At 49.8% G+C, this 13,451-nt stretch carries 12 protein-coding genes and 1 pseudogene; 6 read left to right on the top strand and 7 right to left on the bottom strand.

Features of this window, described 5'->3' with window-relative positions; translation table 11 throughout:
• Positions 1 to 10 precede the first annotated feature (10 nt).
• The 6 genes and pseudogenes from CD05_RS17440 to CD05_RS0104205 all read left to right on the top strand — a co-directional run bounded on the left by CD05_RS17440 (position 11) and on the right by CD05_RS0104205 (position 5,852).
• A pseudogene (locus CD05_RS17440) lies at positions 11 to 421 on the top strand (VOC family protein).
• A gap of 139 nt (positions 422 to 560) precedes the next feature.
• The gene (locus tag CD05_RS0104225; protein WP_028509439.1) at positions 561 to 776 is read left to right on the top strand and encodes a DUF3343 domain-containing protein; all 216 of its coding nucleotides are present in this window, start codon (positions 561 to 563) and stop codon (positions 774 to 776) included.
• 5 nt (positions 777 to 781) lie between these two features.
• Positions 782 to 1,921, top strand: coding sequence for an aminotransferase class V-fold PLP-dependent enzyme (locus CD05_RS0104220; protein ID WP_028509438.1), 1,140 nt, complete (start codon positions 782 to 784; stop codon positions 1,919 to 1,921).
• Positions 1,922 to 2,063: 142 nt separating this feature from the next.
• Positions 2,064 to 2,951 (top strand): diadenylate cyclase CdaA, encoded by an 888-nt coding sequence (gene cdaA, locus CD05_RS0104215; protein WP_037322794.1) that lies wholly within the window; start codon positions 2,064 to 2,066, stop codon positions 2,949 to 2,951.
• A complete protein-coding gene (locus CD05_RS17435) occupies positions 2,939 to 4,210 on the top strand; it encodes a hypothetical protein (RefSeq protein ID WP_051588820.1) in 1,272 nt (423 codons plus the stop codon). The genes cdaA and CD05_RS17435 overlap by 13 nt, the downstream gene beginning before the upstream one ends.
• Positions 4,211 to 4,259: 49 nt before the next feature.
• On the top strand, positions 4,260 to 5,852 hold the full coding sequence (locus tag CD05_RS0104205) for an FAD-dependent protein (RefSeq protein ID WP_028509436.1): 1,593 nt from the start codon (positions 4,260 to 4,262) through the stop codon (positions 5,850 to 5,852).
• A 186-nt stretch (positions 5,853 to 6,038) separates the two neighbouring features.
• Here the strand turns inward: CD05_RS0104205 and gpmI are convergent, their stop codons facing one another.
• The 7 genes from gpmI to CD05_RS0104170 all read right to left on the bottom strand — a co-directional run bounded on the left by gpmI (position 6,039) and on the right by CD05_RS0104170 (position 13,424).
• Positions 6,039 to 7,622: a 2,3-bisphosphoglycerate-independent phosphoglycerate mutase gene (gpmI, locus tag CD05_RS0104200; protein WP_028509435.1), complete on the bottom strand. Its 1,584-nt coding sequence runs from the start codon at positions 7,620 to 7,622 to the stop codon at positions 6,039 to 6,041.
• Between the two features lie 42 nt (positions 7,623 to 7,664).
• Complete coding sequence (locus tag CD05_RS20255) at positions 7,665 to 7,772, bottom strand: DUF4177 domain-containing protein (RefSeq protein WP_084262095.1); 108 nt, start codon at positions 7,770 to 7,772, stop codon at positions 7,665 to 7,667.
• A 91-nt stretch (positions 7,773 to 7,863) separates the two neighbouring features.
• Complete coding sequence (gene tpiA, locus CD05_RS0104190) at positions 7,864 to 8,640, bottom strand: triose-phosphate isomerase (RefSeq protein ID WP_028509434.1); 777 nt, start codon at positions 8,638 to 8,640, stop codon at positions 7,864 to 7,866.
• Positions 8,641 to 9,091: 451 nt separating this feature from the next.
• Positions 9,092 to 10,009 carry an acetolactate decarboxylase gene (gene budA, locus CD05_RS17430; RefSeq protein ID WP_051588819.1) on the bottom strand — a complete coding sequence of 306 codons (918 nt, stop codon included), beginning with the start codon at positions 10,007 to 10,009 and terminating at the stop codon, positions 9,092 to 9,094.
• A 277-nt stretch (positions 10,010 to 10,286) separates the two neighbouring features.
• Complete coding sequence (locus CD05_RS0104180; RefSeq protein WP_156947297.1) at positions 10,287 to 11,633, bottom strand: citrate/2-methylcitrate synthase; 1,347 nt, start codon at positions 11,631 to 11,633, stop codon at positions 10,287 to 10,289.
• Between the two features lie 199 nt (positions 11,634 to 11,832).
• Positions 11,833 to 12,306, bottom strand: coding sequence for a 2-C-methyl-D-erythritol 2,4-cyclodiphosphate synthase (gene ispF / locus CD05_RS0104175; RefSeq protein ID WP_028509432.1), 474 nt, complete (start codon positions 12,304 to 12,306; stop codon positions 11,833 to 11,835).
• A gap of 2 nt (positions 12,307 to 12,308) precedes the next feature.
• The gene (locus CD05_RS0104170; protein WP_028509431.1) at positions 12,309 to 13,424 is read right to left on the bottom strand and encodes a bifunctional chorismate mutase/prephenate dehydratase; all 1,116 of its coding nucleotides are present in this window, start codon (positions 13,422 to 13,424) and stop codon (positions 12,309 to 12,311) included.
• Positions 13,425 to 13,451 lie beyond the last annotated feature (27 nt).

Below are 13,451 nucleotides of genomic sequence, written 5' to 3'. Positions count from 1 at the left end.
GAGGCAGCTTATGAGGCTTGACGGTTTCGGATTGCTTGTTGATGATATGGCGAAGATGATACGCTTTTACAGAGATGTGCTTGGCTTTGAGATAAAGGAAGCCGAGGACACATCGAATGTTTACCTCGTCAAGGACGGCACATTGTTTTTGCTGTACGGCAGGAAAGACTTTGAAAAAATGACGAGCCGAAGATATGAATACATAAAGGGGCTCAACGGTCATTTTGAGATAGCTCTTTATGTTGACAGCTTTGCAGAAGTCGATGAAGCGTTTAAAAAGGCAGTCGAAAACTGAGCAACACCTGTCCTGGAGCCGGAGCTTGAACCGTGGGGACAGAGGACCTGTTACATAGCTGACCCCGAAGGCAATCTTATCGAGATAGGCTCGTGGGACAAGCCTTTTGATCAGAAGGATAAATAATCGGATATCACAAAGCCCTGAAGCGTTATTGATGCACTTCGGGGCTTTATTATGCCACTTTTGCATCGGATACAGACCCCTTGTCAACATCCCCCCACCCTGCATATACTGTTAAAAAACCATATGGAGAGGTGATAATATGCAAAGGAGCCTGATAGCCATGACATCAATAACCTATGCGATGAAGGCAAAGCGCCTGCTTAATGATAAAGGGATATTCTGCGAGATAGTGAGAACGCCAAAGAACTTAGGCTCGGGGTGCGGCTATTCGCTCTCGGTGAAAAAAGACCCGAGAGAAATAGTGCGTATATTGGAGCAAAACAGCATACCCCACAAGAATATTTTAAAGGGGTGAGCGTGATGATAAACTTTGACAACTCAGCCACCACCTACCCAAAGCCGCAGTCGGTCAGAAATGCCGTGGCTTTAGCAGTCGAGCGCTTCGGCGGCAACCCGGGGCGCAGCGGCCACGAGATATCAAAAGCCGCAGCCGTGCAGGTATACAACGTGCGTGAAAAGGCGGCGAAGCTGTTTGGCGCAGAGGTCGAGAACGTGGCGTTTACGCAAAACTGCACCTATGCGCTCAACATGGCGATAAAGGGTCTGCTGCAATACGGCGGACACACTGTCATTTCCTCGCTCGAACACAACTCGGCATCACGCCCGGTGTATAATCTCTACAAGACCCGTGATGTGAGCTACAGCATAGCAAGAATTGAAGCTGACGATGACAGGACGATAGACAATTTCCGGCGGCTGATAAACAAGGACACAAAATGCCTTATCTGCACCGCCGCATCAAACGTAACCGGGCAGATAACGCCATACAAACACCTTGCAGAACTTGCACACGAGCACGGAATAGCTTTTGTCTGCGACTGCGCTCAGGCAAGCGGCGTGCTGGGCGTTACCCTTGCTGACGGCATGGACTTTATATGCACATCAGGCCACAAGGGACTTTACGGGCCGGCAGGCACAGGGCTTTTGATAACAAACGGCGAGTTCCCCCTCTCGACGATAATCGAGGGCGGCACGGGCGCTACATCGGCAGAGCTTCTACAGACAGATGTGATGCCTGAGAAGTTAGAGAGCGGCACCGTCAACACAGTAGGCATCATGGGGCTTGGCAAGGGGATAGATTTTGTAAACTACAAAACACAGCAAAGGATAAAAGCCCACGAGAGTGCTTTATGCGAGCAGCTGCTGTCAGCTCTTAAGCGGCACAAAAGCATCACCGTCTACCGAAGCGAGGGGGCAAGCTATGCGCCGATAGTTGCATTCAACATCGGCGAGTATTCCTCCGAGCAGGTGACGGAGTATCTTAACAGCCGTGGCTTTGCGCTCAGAGGGGGGCTGCAATGCTCAGCACTTGCACACCACAGCTTAGGCACGCTGCTGACCGGAGTTGTGAGATTTTCACCGTCGGCATTCAACGACAGGCGGCAGGTGAATATGCTGATAAACGAGATAGACCGCATAGCCTCGGGCAAGGCTATCTGACAGAACATTTTTCATAAAAACGGGCAAAAATTTGCCTGTTTTTTTGATTTTTTCATATTTTCCTCTTGTACTTTTGATAAAATTATGCTACAATATTATTATGTGAAGTTATGGCCACAAGAAACATAAAGGAATGTTAGCTATGTTCGGTTTAGATAATATTATCCAGTCGATATGGAATGTGCTCGTATCGATCAGGATAACTGATATAATAGATATGGCACTGCTGTCATACCTTATCTACCACGGCATAAGGCTTGTAAGGGAGACAAGGGCGCAGCAGCTCATAAAGGGTATCATAGTGCTCGTCGCTGCATACCTTATCGCCGTATTTGCAAATTTGCAGACTATGCGCTTTATACTCAAAAACTGCTTCCAGTGGGGAATACTTGCTATCATAATCCTGTTCCAGCCGGAGCTTAGGCGCATCATAGAAAAGATAGGCCGCACAAGGCTTACAGAGCTTGGCTCGTTCTTTACGCAGAGTGAGGACGACCTGCTCGCCGAAAAGTGGAACGAAGCGATAGATGCCATATGCGACGCCTCGGCAGACCTCTCGTCTACCAAGACAGGCGCTCTGATAATAATAGAGCAGAAAACAAGGCTCGGTGAGCAGATAGCCACCGGCACAGTGCTCAACTGCACCCCCTCTGCGGCGGTGTTCGGGAATATATTCTTTCCCAACACTCCCCTGCACGACGGCGCAGTGGTAATGCGTGACGGAATGATACTCGCAGCTGGCTGCTTTCTGCCAAAGCCGCAGAAGGAGGAGCTTATAGCAAAGCAGCTGGGCTCACGACACAGGGCTGCGATAGGCATGAGCGAGAACTCCGATGCTCTCGTCATAGTCGTATCAGAAGAAACGGGTACGATATCCGTTGCTGAGAACGGCGAGCTGACAAGAGGCTTTTCAAAGGACAGCCTAAAGAAGCTGCTGCGCACAAGGCTGCTCGCAGAGCAGGAACCTGACACCTCCGGCAAGGAGAAGAACACGTTTGCAGGGAGGGTGATGTCTAAATGGAAAAAGTAAAAGGCAAGGGTCTTGCTGCAAAGCTCGGCTCTGACCTCGGGCAGAGGATACTTGCTATCGCTCTTGCAATAATCATATGGATGATACTCTCTATCACCCAGTATCCGACGATAAGCAAGACTGTTTCGAGCGTGCCTGTTGACCTGACGCTCACCGGCACGATAGCCGAGGAAAAGGGGCTTTCGGCACTCAATTTCAAGGACATGACGGTCGATGTCATCATAGAGGGCATGAACTACGAGATAGGCAGCTACGCCGCAAGCGACCTTACAGCGACAGTCGATGTGTCGAGCGTTACCAAGAAAGGCACCTACAAGCTCGATATAGATGTCAAGAGCGCACACTCGGCAGACAAGGTGTCAATACTCTCGATAACTCCTGAGACAGTCGAGGTGCAGTTTGATGCGATAACCTCTAAGGAATTTGACTTAAGCCCAAGTGCTCCGAATATCTCGGCGGAGGACGGCTACTCGCTCGGTACAGTATCGTGTGCTCCCGACAAGATAAGCATAACAGGCGCTGACAACGACCTTTCAAAGATAGCAAAGGCATATGCCGTTGTTGACAATTCGATGAGCCTTTCTGAGGACAGGAACATGACCACCAACAAGATTGTGCTCTACGACAAGAACGACGACGTGCTCGACAGCTCGCTGTATCAGTTCCCCGATGAGGAATACACCCTCTCCTTCCCGATATTCAAAAAGAAGACGGGCAACCTTAAGGTAGACTTCACGGGTGTGCCGGCAGGGTTTGATCTGTCTGCCTTAAAATACAGCATCAGCGACAACCCGATAGCGCTGCTGACATCTGACCTTGATGACAAGAACGAGGAAGACATCACGGTAGGCTCGATACCGCTAAGTGAGCTCGACCTTGAAAGGATATACACCTTCGACATACCGTTCAGCGCCGGCGAGACATCTGCCGAGGGCATCACGAGCGTCAAGGTGACATTCGACAAGGAAGGCTTCACATCAAAGAGCTTCAGTATTCCGAAATCGCAGTTCGAGGTGCTCAACAACCCCTCCGGCAAGAAGGTGAGCTTCGATACAGGCAAGCTCACAGATGTTGTGATATACGGCCCTGAGAATGTGATAAGCAAGCTCAAAGCTGACGACCTGACCGCACAGATAGACCTTTCAGACATAGGCACATCGGCAGGCTCTATGATAAAGAATGCAACTATCTACTCGTCAAAATACCGCAACGTATGGTGCGTCGGCACAAACGAGATACAGATAACCATAAGCTCATAACATATACAGCCCTGTGAAAACGGGGCTGTTTTTATGAAAGGAAAAGGCTATGCCAATAATCATAAACAACATAAAAGCTCCCCTCGGCAGTATGCCGGACGAGATAATACAAAAGGCCGTTGCCGCAGCAAAGCTCAGGCGCTCTGACATCGTGAGCGCTGACATTCACAAGACTTCGATCGATGCAAGAGACAATCAGAACATCGTGACGGTAAGCTCGGTATATGTCTGCCTGACGAGCGAAAAGGCAGAGCGGAGCATGGCTGAGAGGAACAAGAACATATCCTTTGCCGTGAACGCAAGGCTTGAACCGGAAATAGGCACTGTACATAAAAACGGACGAGTAGTCGTTGCAGGCTACGGCCCGGCAGGAATGTTCGCAGGGCTGATACTTGCACGCTGCGGCTACAGGCCGCTTATAATCGAGCGTGGTGCTGAGATGGACAAGCGCATAAGCAAGGTAAAAGAATACTCTCTCGGCGGTGCGCTTGACACGAACACCAACATACAGTTCGGCGAGGGCGGTGCAGGTACTTTCTCAGACGGCAAGCTCACCTGCCGCACCAAGGACGAGCTATGCGCACTTGTATCAAAGGAGCTGGTTGCCTTCGGCGCTCCGGAGGAGATACTGCACAAGGCAAAGCCGCACATCGGCACGGACAAGCTGCGTGAGGTCGTCAAAAACATCCGCCTTGAAACTATTCGCTTAGGCGGCGAGGTAAGGTTTGAGACTGCGCTTACCGACATAACGCAGACCCCCGACGGGCTTAAAGCCTCACTATCCGACGGCAGCGAGGTGCTATGCTCGTCGCTTATCTTAGCGATAGGCCACAGCGCAAGAGACACCTTCGAGATGCTCGCTTCAAAGAACGTATTCTTAGAGCCAAAGCCTTTCTCGGTAGGTGTCAGGATAGAGCACAGGCAGCAGGACGTTGACCGCTCGCTTTACGGCAGTTACGCAGGCGACCCTGTGCTGCCCAAGGGCGAATACCAGCTCTCCTACCGCAACAGCGAGGGCAGAGGGGTCTACACCTTCTGTATGTGCCCTGGCGGCTACGTTGTGCCCTCGGCGAGCGAGGAAAACTCGACCGTCACCAACGGCATGAGCGAGTTTGCAAGAGACGGCGAAAACGCAAACGCCGCAGTCGCCGTATCGGTAACGCCTGATGATTTCGGCAGAGGCGCTCTTGACGGAATGAGGTTTCAGCGTGAGATAGAAAGGCGTGCTTTCGCTCTCACCAAAAACAAAGCCCCTGCCTGCTCGGTCAAGGGCTTATTCGAGGGCAAGGCCATGCTCAGCGACAAGATAAATCCCACCTATTCAAGAGGTGTCGAGGCGGCAGATATGAGTGAGCTTTTCCCGGGGTTTGTGACGGATATGCTAAAGACAGGTCTACAGAGCTTCGGTCGCAAAATGGCCTGCTTTGCAGACGGCGACGCACTTCTCACCGCCCCTGAAACGAGGACTTCCTCGCCTGTGCGCATTACCCGTGGCGAAAACCGTCAGTCGCTCACCCTGCCTGACCTCTACCCCTGCGGCGAGGGTGCAGGCTACGCCGGCGGCATCATGTCGGCAGCCGTTGACGGCATAAAGACTGCCCTTGCCGTGATGAAAGACCAGGCACCCTCTAATAATGCATAATGCATAATTCATAATTAAGGTGTCCTGCTGCGCAGGACGGATTTAAAAAATAGCCCCCGAGGGATTACAAGTTCCTCGGGGGTTGCTTTTATAATTGAGAATTATTGATTTGCGGCGCAGCCGCTTTTATGATCCGCCCGAAGGGCGCACCACAATTATGCATTATGCATTTTGCATTATGCATTGTTATATCATGGACTCTTCCCAGCAGTCGGGAGGTGTAAGACCTAAGATCTTTGCAACTGTAGGTGCAACGTTTGCAAGGCCGTACTTTGTAGACTCTGCGTCCTTGATAACATACTTGTCCTTGCTTACGATATAGAAAGGAACTCTGTTAAGAGAGTGAGCTGTTCTTACCTGGATCTCGCCCTTCTTGTTCTTTTCAAGCATCTCGTCAGCGTTGCCGTGGTCAGCTGTGATAAGAACTGTGCAGTCATACTCGTCTGCAACTTTGAGAAGTCTTGCAAGCTGGAGGTCAACGCTCTCAACGCCGATGATAGTTGCGTCCATAGAGCCTGTGTGGCCTACCATGTCGCCGTTCGGGTAGTTGCATCTGATGAAGTCATACTTGTCAGCCTTGATAGCTTCGATAAGGTCATCAGTTATCTCAGCGGACTTCATCCACGGTCTCTCGTCGAAGGATACCTTGTCAGAGGGTATCTCCTTCCATGTTTCAAGCTCCTCGTCAAAGCGCTCGGAACGGTTGCCGTTCCAGAAGTATGTAACGTGGCCGTACTTCTGAGTTTCGGAAACAGCATAGGAGTAAAGGCCAGCATTAACGAGCAGCTCGGAGAGTGTGTTCTTTATCTCAGGCGGATTCACAAGATATCTCTTGGGGATCTTAAGGTCGCCGTCGTATTCGAGCATACCTGCATATATAACGTCCGGGATAGTGCCTCTGTCAAAGCTGTTAAACTCATCGCCGCCGTCGAATGCCATAGATATTTCTATTGCTCTGTCGCCGCGGAAGTTGAAGAGAACAACGCTGTCGCCGTCCTGCATAGCGCCTACGGGCTTGCCGTCCTTAGCGATAACGAACTCAGGAAGATCCTGATCTATAGCGCCTGTCTCATTTCTGAGTGTGTCAACAGCTTCAAGAGCGTTTGCAAACTGTCTTGCATCGCCGTGAACGTGTGTGTTCCAGCCCTTTTCTACCATGCCCCAGTCAGCCTGATATCTGTCCATAGTTATCTTCATTCTGCCGCCGCCGGAAGCTATCTGAGCGTCAAAGCTGCCGTCGTTAAGAGCTGCGATGCAGTCTTCAAGCTCCTTGATATAAACGGGAGCACTTGTTGCAGGAACGTCACGTCCGTCAAGGAGAATGTGGCATCTTACAGTCTTGACGCCCTCCTCCTTAGCCTTTGCGAGCATCTTTTCGAGGTGGTGGATATTCGAGTGAACATTACCGTCAGAGAGAAGGCCTAAGAAGTGGAGAGTAGTGCCCTTGCTCTTGACATTCTCGATAAGGGTCTTCCATGTGTCGGAAGCGAACATCTTGCCGCTCTCGATGCTCTCGTTAACGAGCTTTGCACCCTGAGAGTAGATCTGGCCGCAGCCTAAAGCATTGTGGCCGACCTCAGAGTTACCCATATCGTCATCAGAGGGCAGACCAACTGCGCCGCCGTGAGCCTTAAGCGTTGTATAGGGGCACTCTGCCTTGAGTCTGTCAAGTGTGGGGGTGTTAGCCTCGGTAACAGCGTCGCCAAGACCTGTCACGGAGATGCCTACACCGTCCATTACTACTAAAATTACGGGTTTTTTCTTTGCCATAAAAAAACCAACCTTTCTATAAAAGCAATTTAATACCTTAAACTATTCCTCTGCTTCCTTTTCAAACACGCATACACAAAGCTCGCCTATAGCGCCCGGGGTCTCATAGGAGTGAAGCCTCCAGCCCTCCTGCGCATACTTGTCTATCATTTCGGCAAGCTGTTGTGTGAACTATGCTCTTGTTGAAAAGGTGCAGCCGAAGGAGTCTACCTTGTAGATATACTTTTTCATTTTTTTCTCCTTAACCGTTTACAGCTGCCTGAACTATTGTGTTGAAATCAGCAGCCTTAAGTGAAGCGCCGCCGATAAGGCCGCCGTCGATGTCAGGCTTTGCTAAAAGCTCTGCTGCGTTGCCTGCATTCATGGAGCCGCCGTACTGGATAGTAACTGCATCAGCTGTTGCCTGGTCATAGAGCTTTGCGAGCTGTGCTCTTATAAATGCGCATACCTCCTGAGCCTGATCGGGTGTAGCTGTAAGGCCTGTGCCGATAGCCCATACAGGCTCGTAAGCGATAACTACCTTCTTTACCTGCTCTGCTGTAAGGCTCCAGAGATCGAGCTTGATCTGACGTGCGATAACTTCCTCAGTGATGTTGCATTCTCTCTCCCACTTGAGCTCGCCTACGCAAACGATGGGCTTAAGGCCAGCGTTAAGAGCAGCAACAGTTCTCTTGTTCACTGTCTCGTCTGTCTCGCCGAAATACTGTCTTCTCTCGCTGTGGCCGATAACAACGTACTCTACGCCTACCTCAACGAGCATATCAGCGGATATCTCGCCTGTGAAAGCGCCGCTCTTTTCAAAGTGAACGTTCTCAGCGCCGACCTTAACGTTAGAGCCTGCTGTTGCAGCTACTGCTGTTTCAAGGTTTGTGAAGGGAACGCAAGCTATTACTTCAACATTGCCCTCTGCGTTAGCAACTAAGGGCTTGATAGCCTCTAAAAGCTCCTTAGCCTCGGGTCTTGTCTTGTTCATCTTCCAGTTGCCTGCGATTATCGCTTTTCTTACTGCTTTGTTCATTTTAAAAACTCCTTTTCATTGAAAATTGGGATAAATATCTACCCTTCTATTATACTACACCGCCGCCCCATTGTCAATGATTTAACGATTTTTTTACATAGAAAAGCCGCCCTTTGCATAAAGCGCGGTGGCGATAAAGAAGTATTTGACAATTACAGCTTTGTATGTGCCACCGCTAAAAGAATAAATAATAAAGAAGAAAGAATAAAGAATAAACAAGGTGTCCGCTTTGCGGACATATTTCAAAATATATCGTGTCTTATCGGCTTTTGCCGATAAGACACGATACCTTGATTATTATTTCTTATTTATTCTTTCTTCTTTTTTCTTTTAGCAGGCGCTGCACTAAGTAACGCAAAGACACTTCTGCCGTGATACAGCAGAAGTGTCGGAATAAAAACTTCTTTATTGCGCCTGCGCTAAGGGCGGCTTGTACTTTTTTACCTATAGATCAGTCTTTAGTCTCGACCTTCTTTATGTCCTCCGACTGATCCTTTGTAAGATCAAGTGTCGGGAACATCTCTGTCTCAGGCAGCTGCATATTGTAGCCCTGTGTCGGGTCGATACTCAGCTTTGCAGAGTTGATATCAACATCAAGGACGTGGCCGCCCTTTGTCTTGTCGCTTGAGATAAAGTGCAGATGCCAGCCGGCAGCGTTCAGATCCTTCATATACTCAGGGCAGTAGAGCGCAACGACTGTGCCCTCGATATTCTCCCACTCAAACTCCCTCTGGTCGGTCTCCAGCACCTTGGCAAGCGGCTTGTAGGGCTTTTCCTGCTTAAGCTCGCTGCGTGCGTGTACCTTGTTGAAAGTGCCCTCTATCTTTACCATGTAGAAGCTGTTCTTGCCGAGCTTTTCAACTCTTTCATCGAGCAGAGCCTTGATATCAGCTATGGTGGCTATACCGCTTACGTCCTCCTGCTCGTCTGCGTCAAAGAAAGTAACGTTTGCAAAGGGGATAGTCTCGTCATCGGCAACGACCTCGACCGAGCCGTCTGAAAGCCCTCTGTATACCACACCGTCTGACATGATAAGCTCACCGTTGAGCCCGTCAAATGTGCCTATGCCCGTGTCGCCGTTGGCTTTCAGGTCAGCAACGCTCACGCTGCCGTTGTAGTCGCCAAGGGTAAGCCCCTGCAGCAGCGATACCTGATAGATAGTCTCCCTGTCGGCCTGCGTGTCAGCTGCCGGCTCGGGCTCGGGTTCAGGGTCAGATCCTGCCGCAGCAGCAGCGGTGTTGTCGCTCTCAGCCGCAGATGCTGTGGTCTGCACGCTGCTGCTATCCTTTTTACTGTCTGATGAGCTGCTCTCGCCGCATGATGTCAGCAGCACAGCCGCAAGCAGAGCAAGTAATACTTTGGTTTTCATGGAATAACTCCCCTTTCATGGTTTATCTGCGTATATTATAACACAGTTTGTTAAAATATACAAGGGGTCAATTAATAAATTTTTCACCATATTGGTAAAACGTTCTTACTAAACGGTAAAGCTCCCGGTATAAGCATTGTCCTGACATTCACACAGCCATTGCCGCAGCACAATATGCCCCCGAGACCACGCAGACCTCAGGGGCAGAATTATTTAAGGCAACACCGCAGGCGATACCTCAGCTGTTACCTGTTACCTATTACCTGTTACCTGAAATTCACCTGTTTTCAAGCGGTATGTATACCTTTTCCCTGATAACAGACTTATACGCAGGCCTTATAATACGCTTGCCTGTTACCATTTCCTCGAAGCGGTGTGCAGCCCAGCCGGCCATTCTCGATACTGCGAAAAGCGGTGTGAAAAGATCCTCGGGTATGCCGAGCATTCTGTACACAAGGCCTGAATACATATCAACATTTGCACACATCACCTTTGATGAGCCCTTTACCTCGGCAAACAGCTCGGGGGAAAGCTCCTCGATAAGCTTAAGGAGATTGAATTCCTTTTCAAACTCGGTACCCTTTGCGAGCTTCTCGGCATTTGCCTTAAGTATAACAGCCCTCGGGTCGGAAAGGGTGTAAACTGCGTGCCCCATACCGTAGATAAGCCCCGAGCCGTCGTGCAGCTCTTTTCTTAAGATCTTTCTTAAACAATCTGCGACCTCGCCCTCGTCTTCCCAGTTCTTGACGTTTTTCTTGATAACGTCATGCATACTGATGACCTTTGCATTTGCGCCGCCGTGACGGGGGCCTTTGAGCGAGCCGATAGCTGCCGAGTATGCCGAATAGGGGTCAGTGCCGGAAGATGTCAGCACACGGCAGGTGAATGTCGAGTTGTTACCGCCGCCGTGCTCTGCGTGAATCATGAGCATGATATCAAGCAGCTTTGCCTCGGCATCTGTGAACTTTCTGTCAGGTCTTAAAGCGGAGAGTATCATCTCAGCAGTCGAATGCTCCCTGATAAGCGGATGGAGCACCATGCTCTCGTTATCGTAAGCACGCTTTTTCACCTGATAAGCCGACACCATGATATTGGGCATCTTGGATATTATAGATATAGCCGTCGCCATTTCGACCTCGGGCGAGCGGTTCTCGGGGTCATCGTCATAGGAATAGAGCGAGAGCACCGACCTTGCGAGCTTGTTCATGATATTCGGCGAGGGGGATTTAAGTATCATATCCTCAAAGAAATTCTCAGGCAGCTCTCTGTTTTCAGATATTATCTGCGAGAAAGCCGTGAGCTCGTCCTTTGACGGCAGGTCGCCCATGAGCAGAAGATAAACTATCTCCTCATAGCCGAAGCGGTTTTCCTTTACGACATTGCCTACAAGGTCGTTGATATTATATCCTCTGAAAATGAGCTGACCCTGTATAGGAGCCTTCTCACCCTCGTTGATGACATAGCCGTGAACGTTACATATATTAGTAAGCCCTGCAAGCACACCTGTTCCGTCGGCGTTTCTCAGGCCACGCTTTATCGTATATTTGTCGTAATACTTGGGGTCTATGGTATTATTATTCACAAACTGGCTGCACAGCAGCTTTCTTGCATTCTCATTTATCAATGCCTTTACCTCCGTAACATCTTATATGGATTACTATTATACCACATAATCAGCGTTTTGTCAAATAATTAAGCCGATAATTATGTGACTTTTTAATGCACATTTTGTGGCTTTATCATTCAAAAAGCCCCCGAGATACTTTAAAATCTCAGGGGCAAACTCTTTTAAATACGTCCGCCGACAGCGGACACATCACCTGTTACCTGCGAAGCAACAGGCATACCGCCGTTGCACTTATGCCTAAGCCCTCGCCGGTAAACCCGAGCTTTTCTTCGGTGGTCGCCTTGACAGAAACCTGCGAGATGTCTATGTCAAGAGCTGCGGCAATATTCTCACGCATTGCTGCTATAAACGGTGCGAGCTTGGGGCGCTGGGCGCAGACAGTGCTGTCGATGTTGCCGACTGTATAGCCCTGGCCGGCTATTATCTCCCTCACCCTTTTTAAAAGCTCTATGCTGTCAGCACCCTTGTATGCAGGGTCGGTGTCGGGGAAATGCCTGCCGATGTCGCCGAGTGCGAGAGCGCCGAGAAGCGAATCCATTATCGCATGAACGAGCACGTCAGCATCGCTGTGGCCGTCAAGCCCCTTTTCGTAAGGGATATCGACGCCGCCCAAAATGAGCTTTCTGCCCGTAACAAGTCTGTGTACATCGTAACCGTGACCTATACGCATCATCATACTATCTCCTTATAGTTGCCGAGGAAGCGGAAGAACGCAAGCTCGTTTTCAAGCTCGGTTATCAGCTTTACTACCTCGGGGCGCTTTATGCTTCCCTCAAAATCGAGGTAAAACACAACGTCAAAATCAGAATTTGCTATCGGCTTTGACTCTATCATCGTAAGATTCAAGCCTGCGACCGAGAACTTTGTGAGCATCCTGTAAAGTGCCGAGCGTGTGTGCGGAAGTGTAAGGCTAACCGATATCGTGTCAGCGTCCCCAGAGATAAGTGTTTCCTTTGAGATAAGTATAAAGCGTGTGAAGTTGTCGTTTGCGTTTGCTATGTTCTCAGCAAGGATATCGAGCCCCTTTTCTGCTGCGCACTTGCGTGAGCATACAGCGGCTATCGGCTCGCTGCTTTCCTTTACCTTGTCGGCTGCAAGGGCAGTGTTGAAATGCTCGTGGCTCTTTAAGTGGTTCTCCGACAAAAAGTCCGAGCACTGCATGAGCGCCTGCGTGTGGGAATAAACTATGCTGATATCGGATATCTTTGTGCCCTTCTTTGCAGCAAGGCAGTGGTCTATCCTGACCTTGGTGGAAGCGCAGATGTTCAGGTCATACTTTTTCATAAGGTCGTATGTCCTTGAAACGCTGCCGGCGGTCGAGTTCTGTATCGGCAGTATGCCAAAGTCAGCCTCGCCGTCCATAACGCATCTTATAACGTCCTCAAAATCGGCAAAGAAGGTAAATACGCCCTTCGGCAGCAGCTTGCAGGCAGCCTCCTCCGAGTATGAGCCTACCGTTCCCGGAACTGCGACCTTTGCAGGAGCACTGAGGTCGAGCGTGCGGTGTACTATATTTGTCGTGTCGGCAAAAAAGCGCCGATACTGCAAACTCTTTGATATATCCATAAGTGTTGTGAAAAGCACCTCGGCGGAGTTTTCGAGCCAGTCGGGGGCATCTCCCCTGACACGGTCGATTATCTCCTTTTCCCTGCCCGACTGGAACACCTTGATATTGTTCTTTATCTTGTATTCAGCCACGTCCATGCACAGCCCCATGCGCTTTTCAAAGAGCTGCTGTATCTGCTTGTCAGTTTCGTTTATCTGTTGTCTGAGTTGTGTTAGATCCATAGTTTTTCTTTCCTTTTCTATTACCAA

The sequence above is a fragment of the Ruminococcus sp. NK3A76 genome, assembly GCF_000686125.1.
Lineage (GTDB): Bacteria > Bacillota > Clostridia > Oscillospirales > Ruminococcaceae > NK3A76.
Note: the sequence above shows the minus strand (reverse complement) of the source record. Positions and strands in the feature narration are given on the sequence as shown.

Bases quoted from the DNA above. Each gene is read 5' to 3' on its own strand.
- CD05_RS0104225 (WP_028509439.1), top strand. From the start codon at position 561: ATGCAAAGGAGCCTGATAGCCATGACATCAATAACCTATGCGATGAAG.
- CD05_RS0104220 (WP_028509438.1), top strand. From the start codon at position 782: ATGATAAACTTTGACAACTCAGCCACCACCTACCCAAAGCCGCAGTCG.
- cdaA (WP_037322794.1), top strand. From the start codon at position 2,064: ATGTTCGGTTTAGATAATATTATCCAGTCGATATGGAATGTGCTCGTA.
- CD05_RS17435 (WP_051588820.1), top strand. From the start codon at position 2,939: ATGGAAAAAGTAAAAGGCAAGGGTCTTGCTGCAAAGCTCGGCTCTGAC.
- CD05_RS0104205 (WP_028509436.1), top strand. From the start codon at position 4,260: ATGCCAATAATCATAAACAACATAAAAGCTCCCCTCGGCAGTATGCCG.
- gpmI (WP_028509435.1), bottom strand. From the start codon at position 7,622: ATGGCAAAGAAAAAACCCGTAATTTTAGTAGTAATGGACGGTGTAGGC.
- CD05_RS20255 (WP_084262095.1), bottom strand. From the start codon at position 7,772: ATGATAGACAAGTATGCGCAGGAGGGCTGGAGGCTTCACTCCTATGAG.
- tpiA (WP_028509434.1), bottom strand. From the start codon at position 8,640: ATGAACAAAGCAGTAAGAAAAGCGATAATCGCAGGCAACTGGAAGATG.
- budA (WP_051588819.1), bottom strand. From the start codon at position 10,009: ATGAAAACCAAAGTATTACTTGCTCTGCTTGCGGCTGTGCTGCTGACA.
- ispF (WP_028509432.1), bottom strand. From the start codon at position 12,306: ATGCGTATAGGTCACGGTTACGATGTACACAGACTTGTTACGGGCAGA.
- CD05_RS0104170 (WP_028509431.1), bottom strand. From the start codon at position 13,424: ATGGATCTAACACAACTCAGACAACAGATAAACGAAACTGACAAGCAG.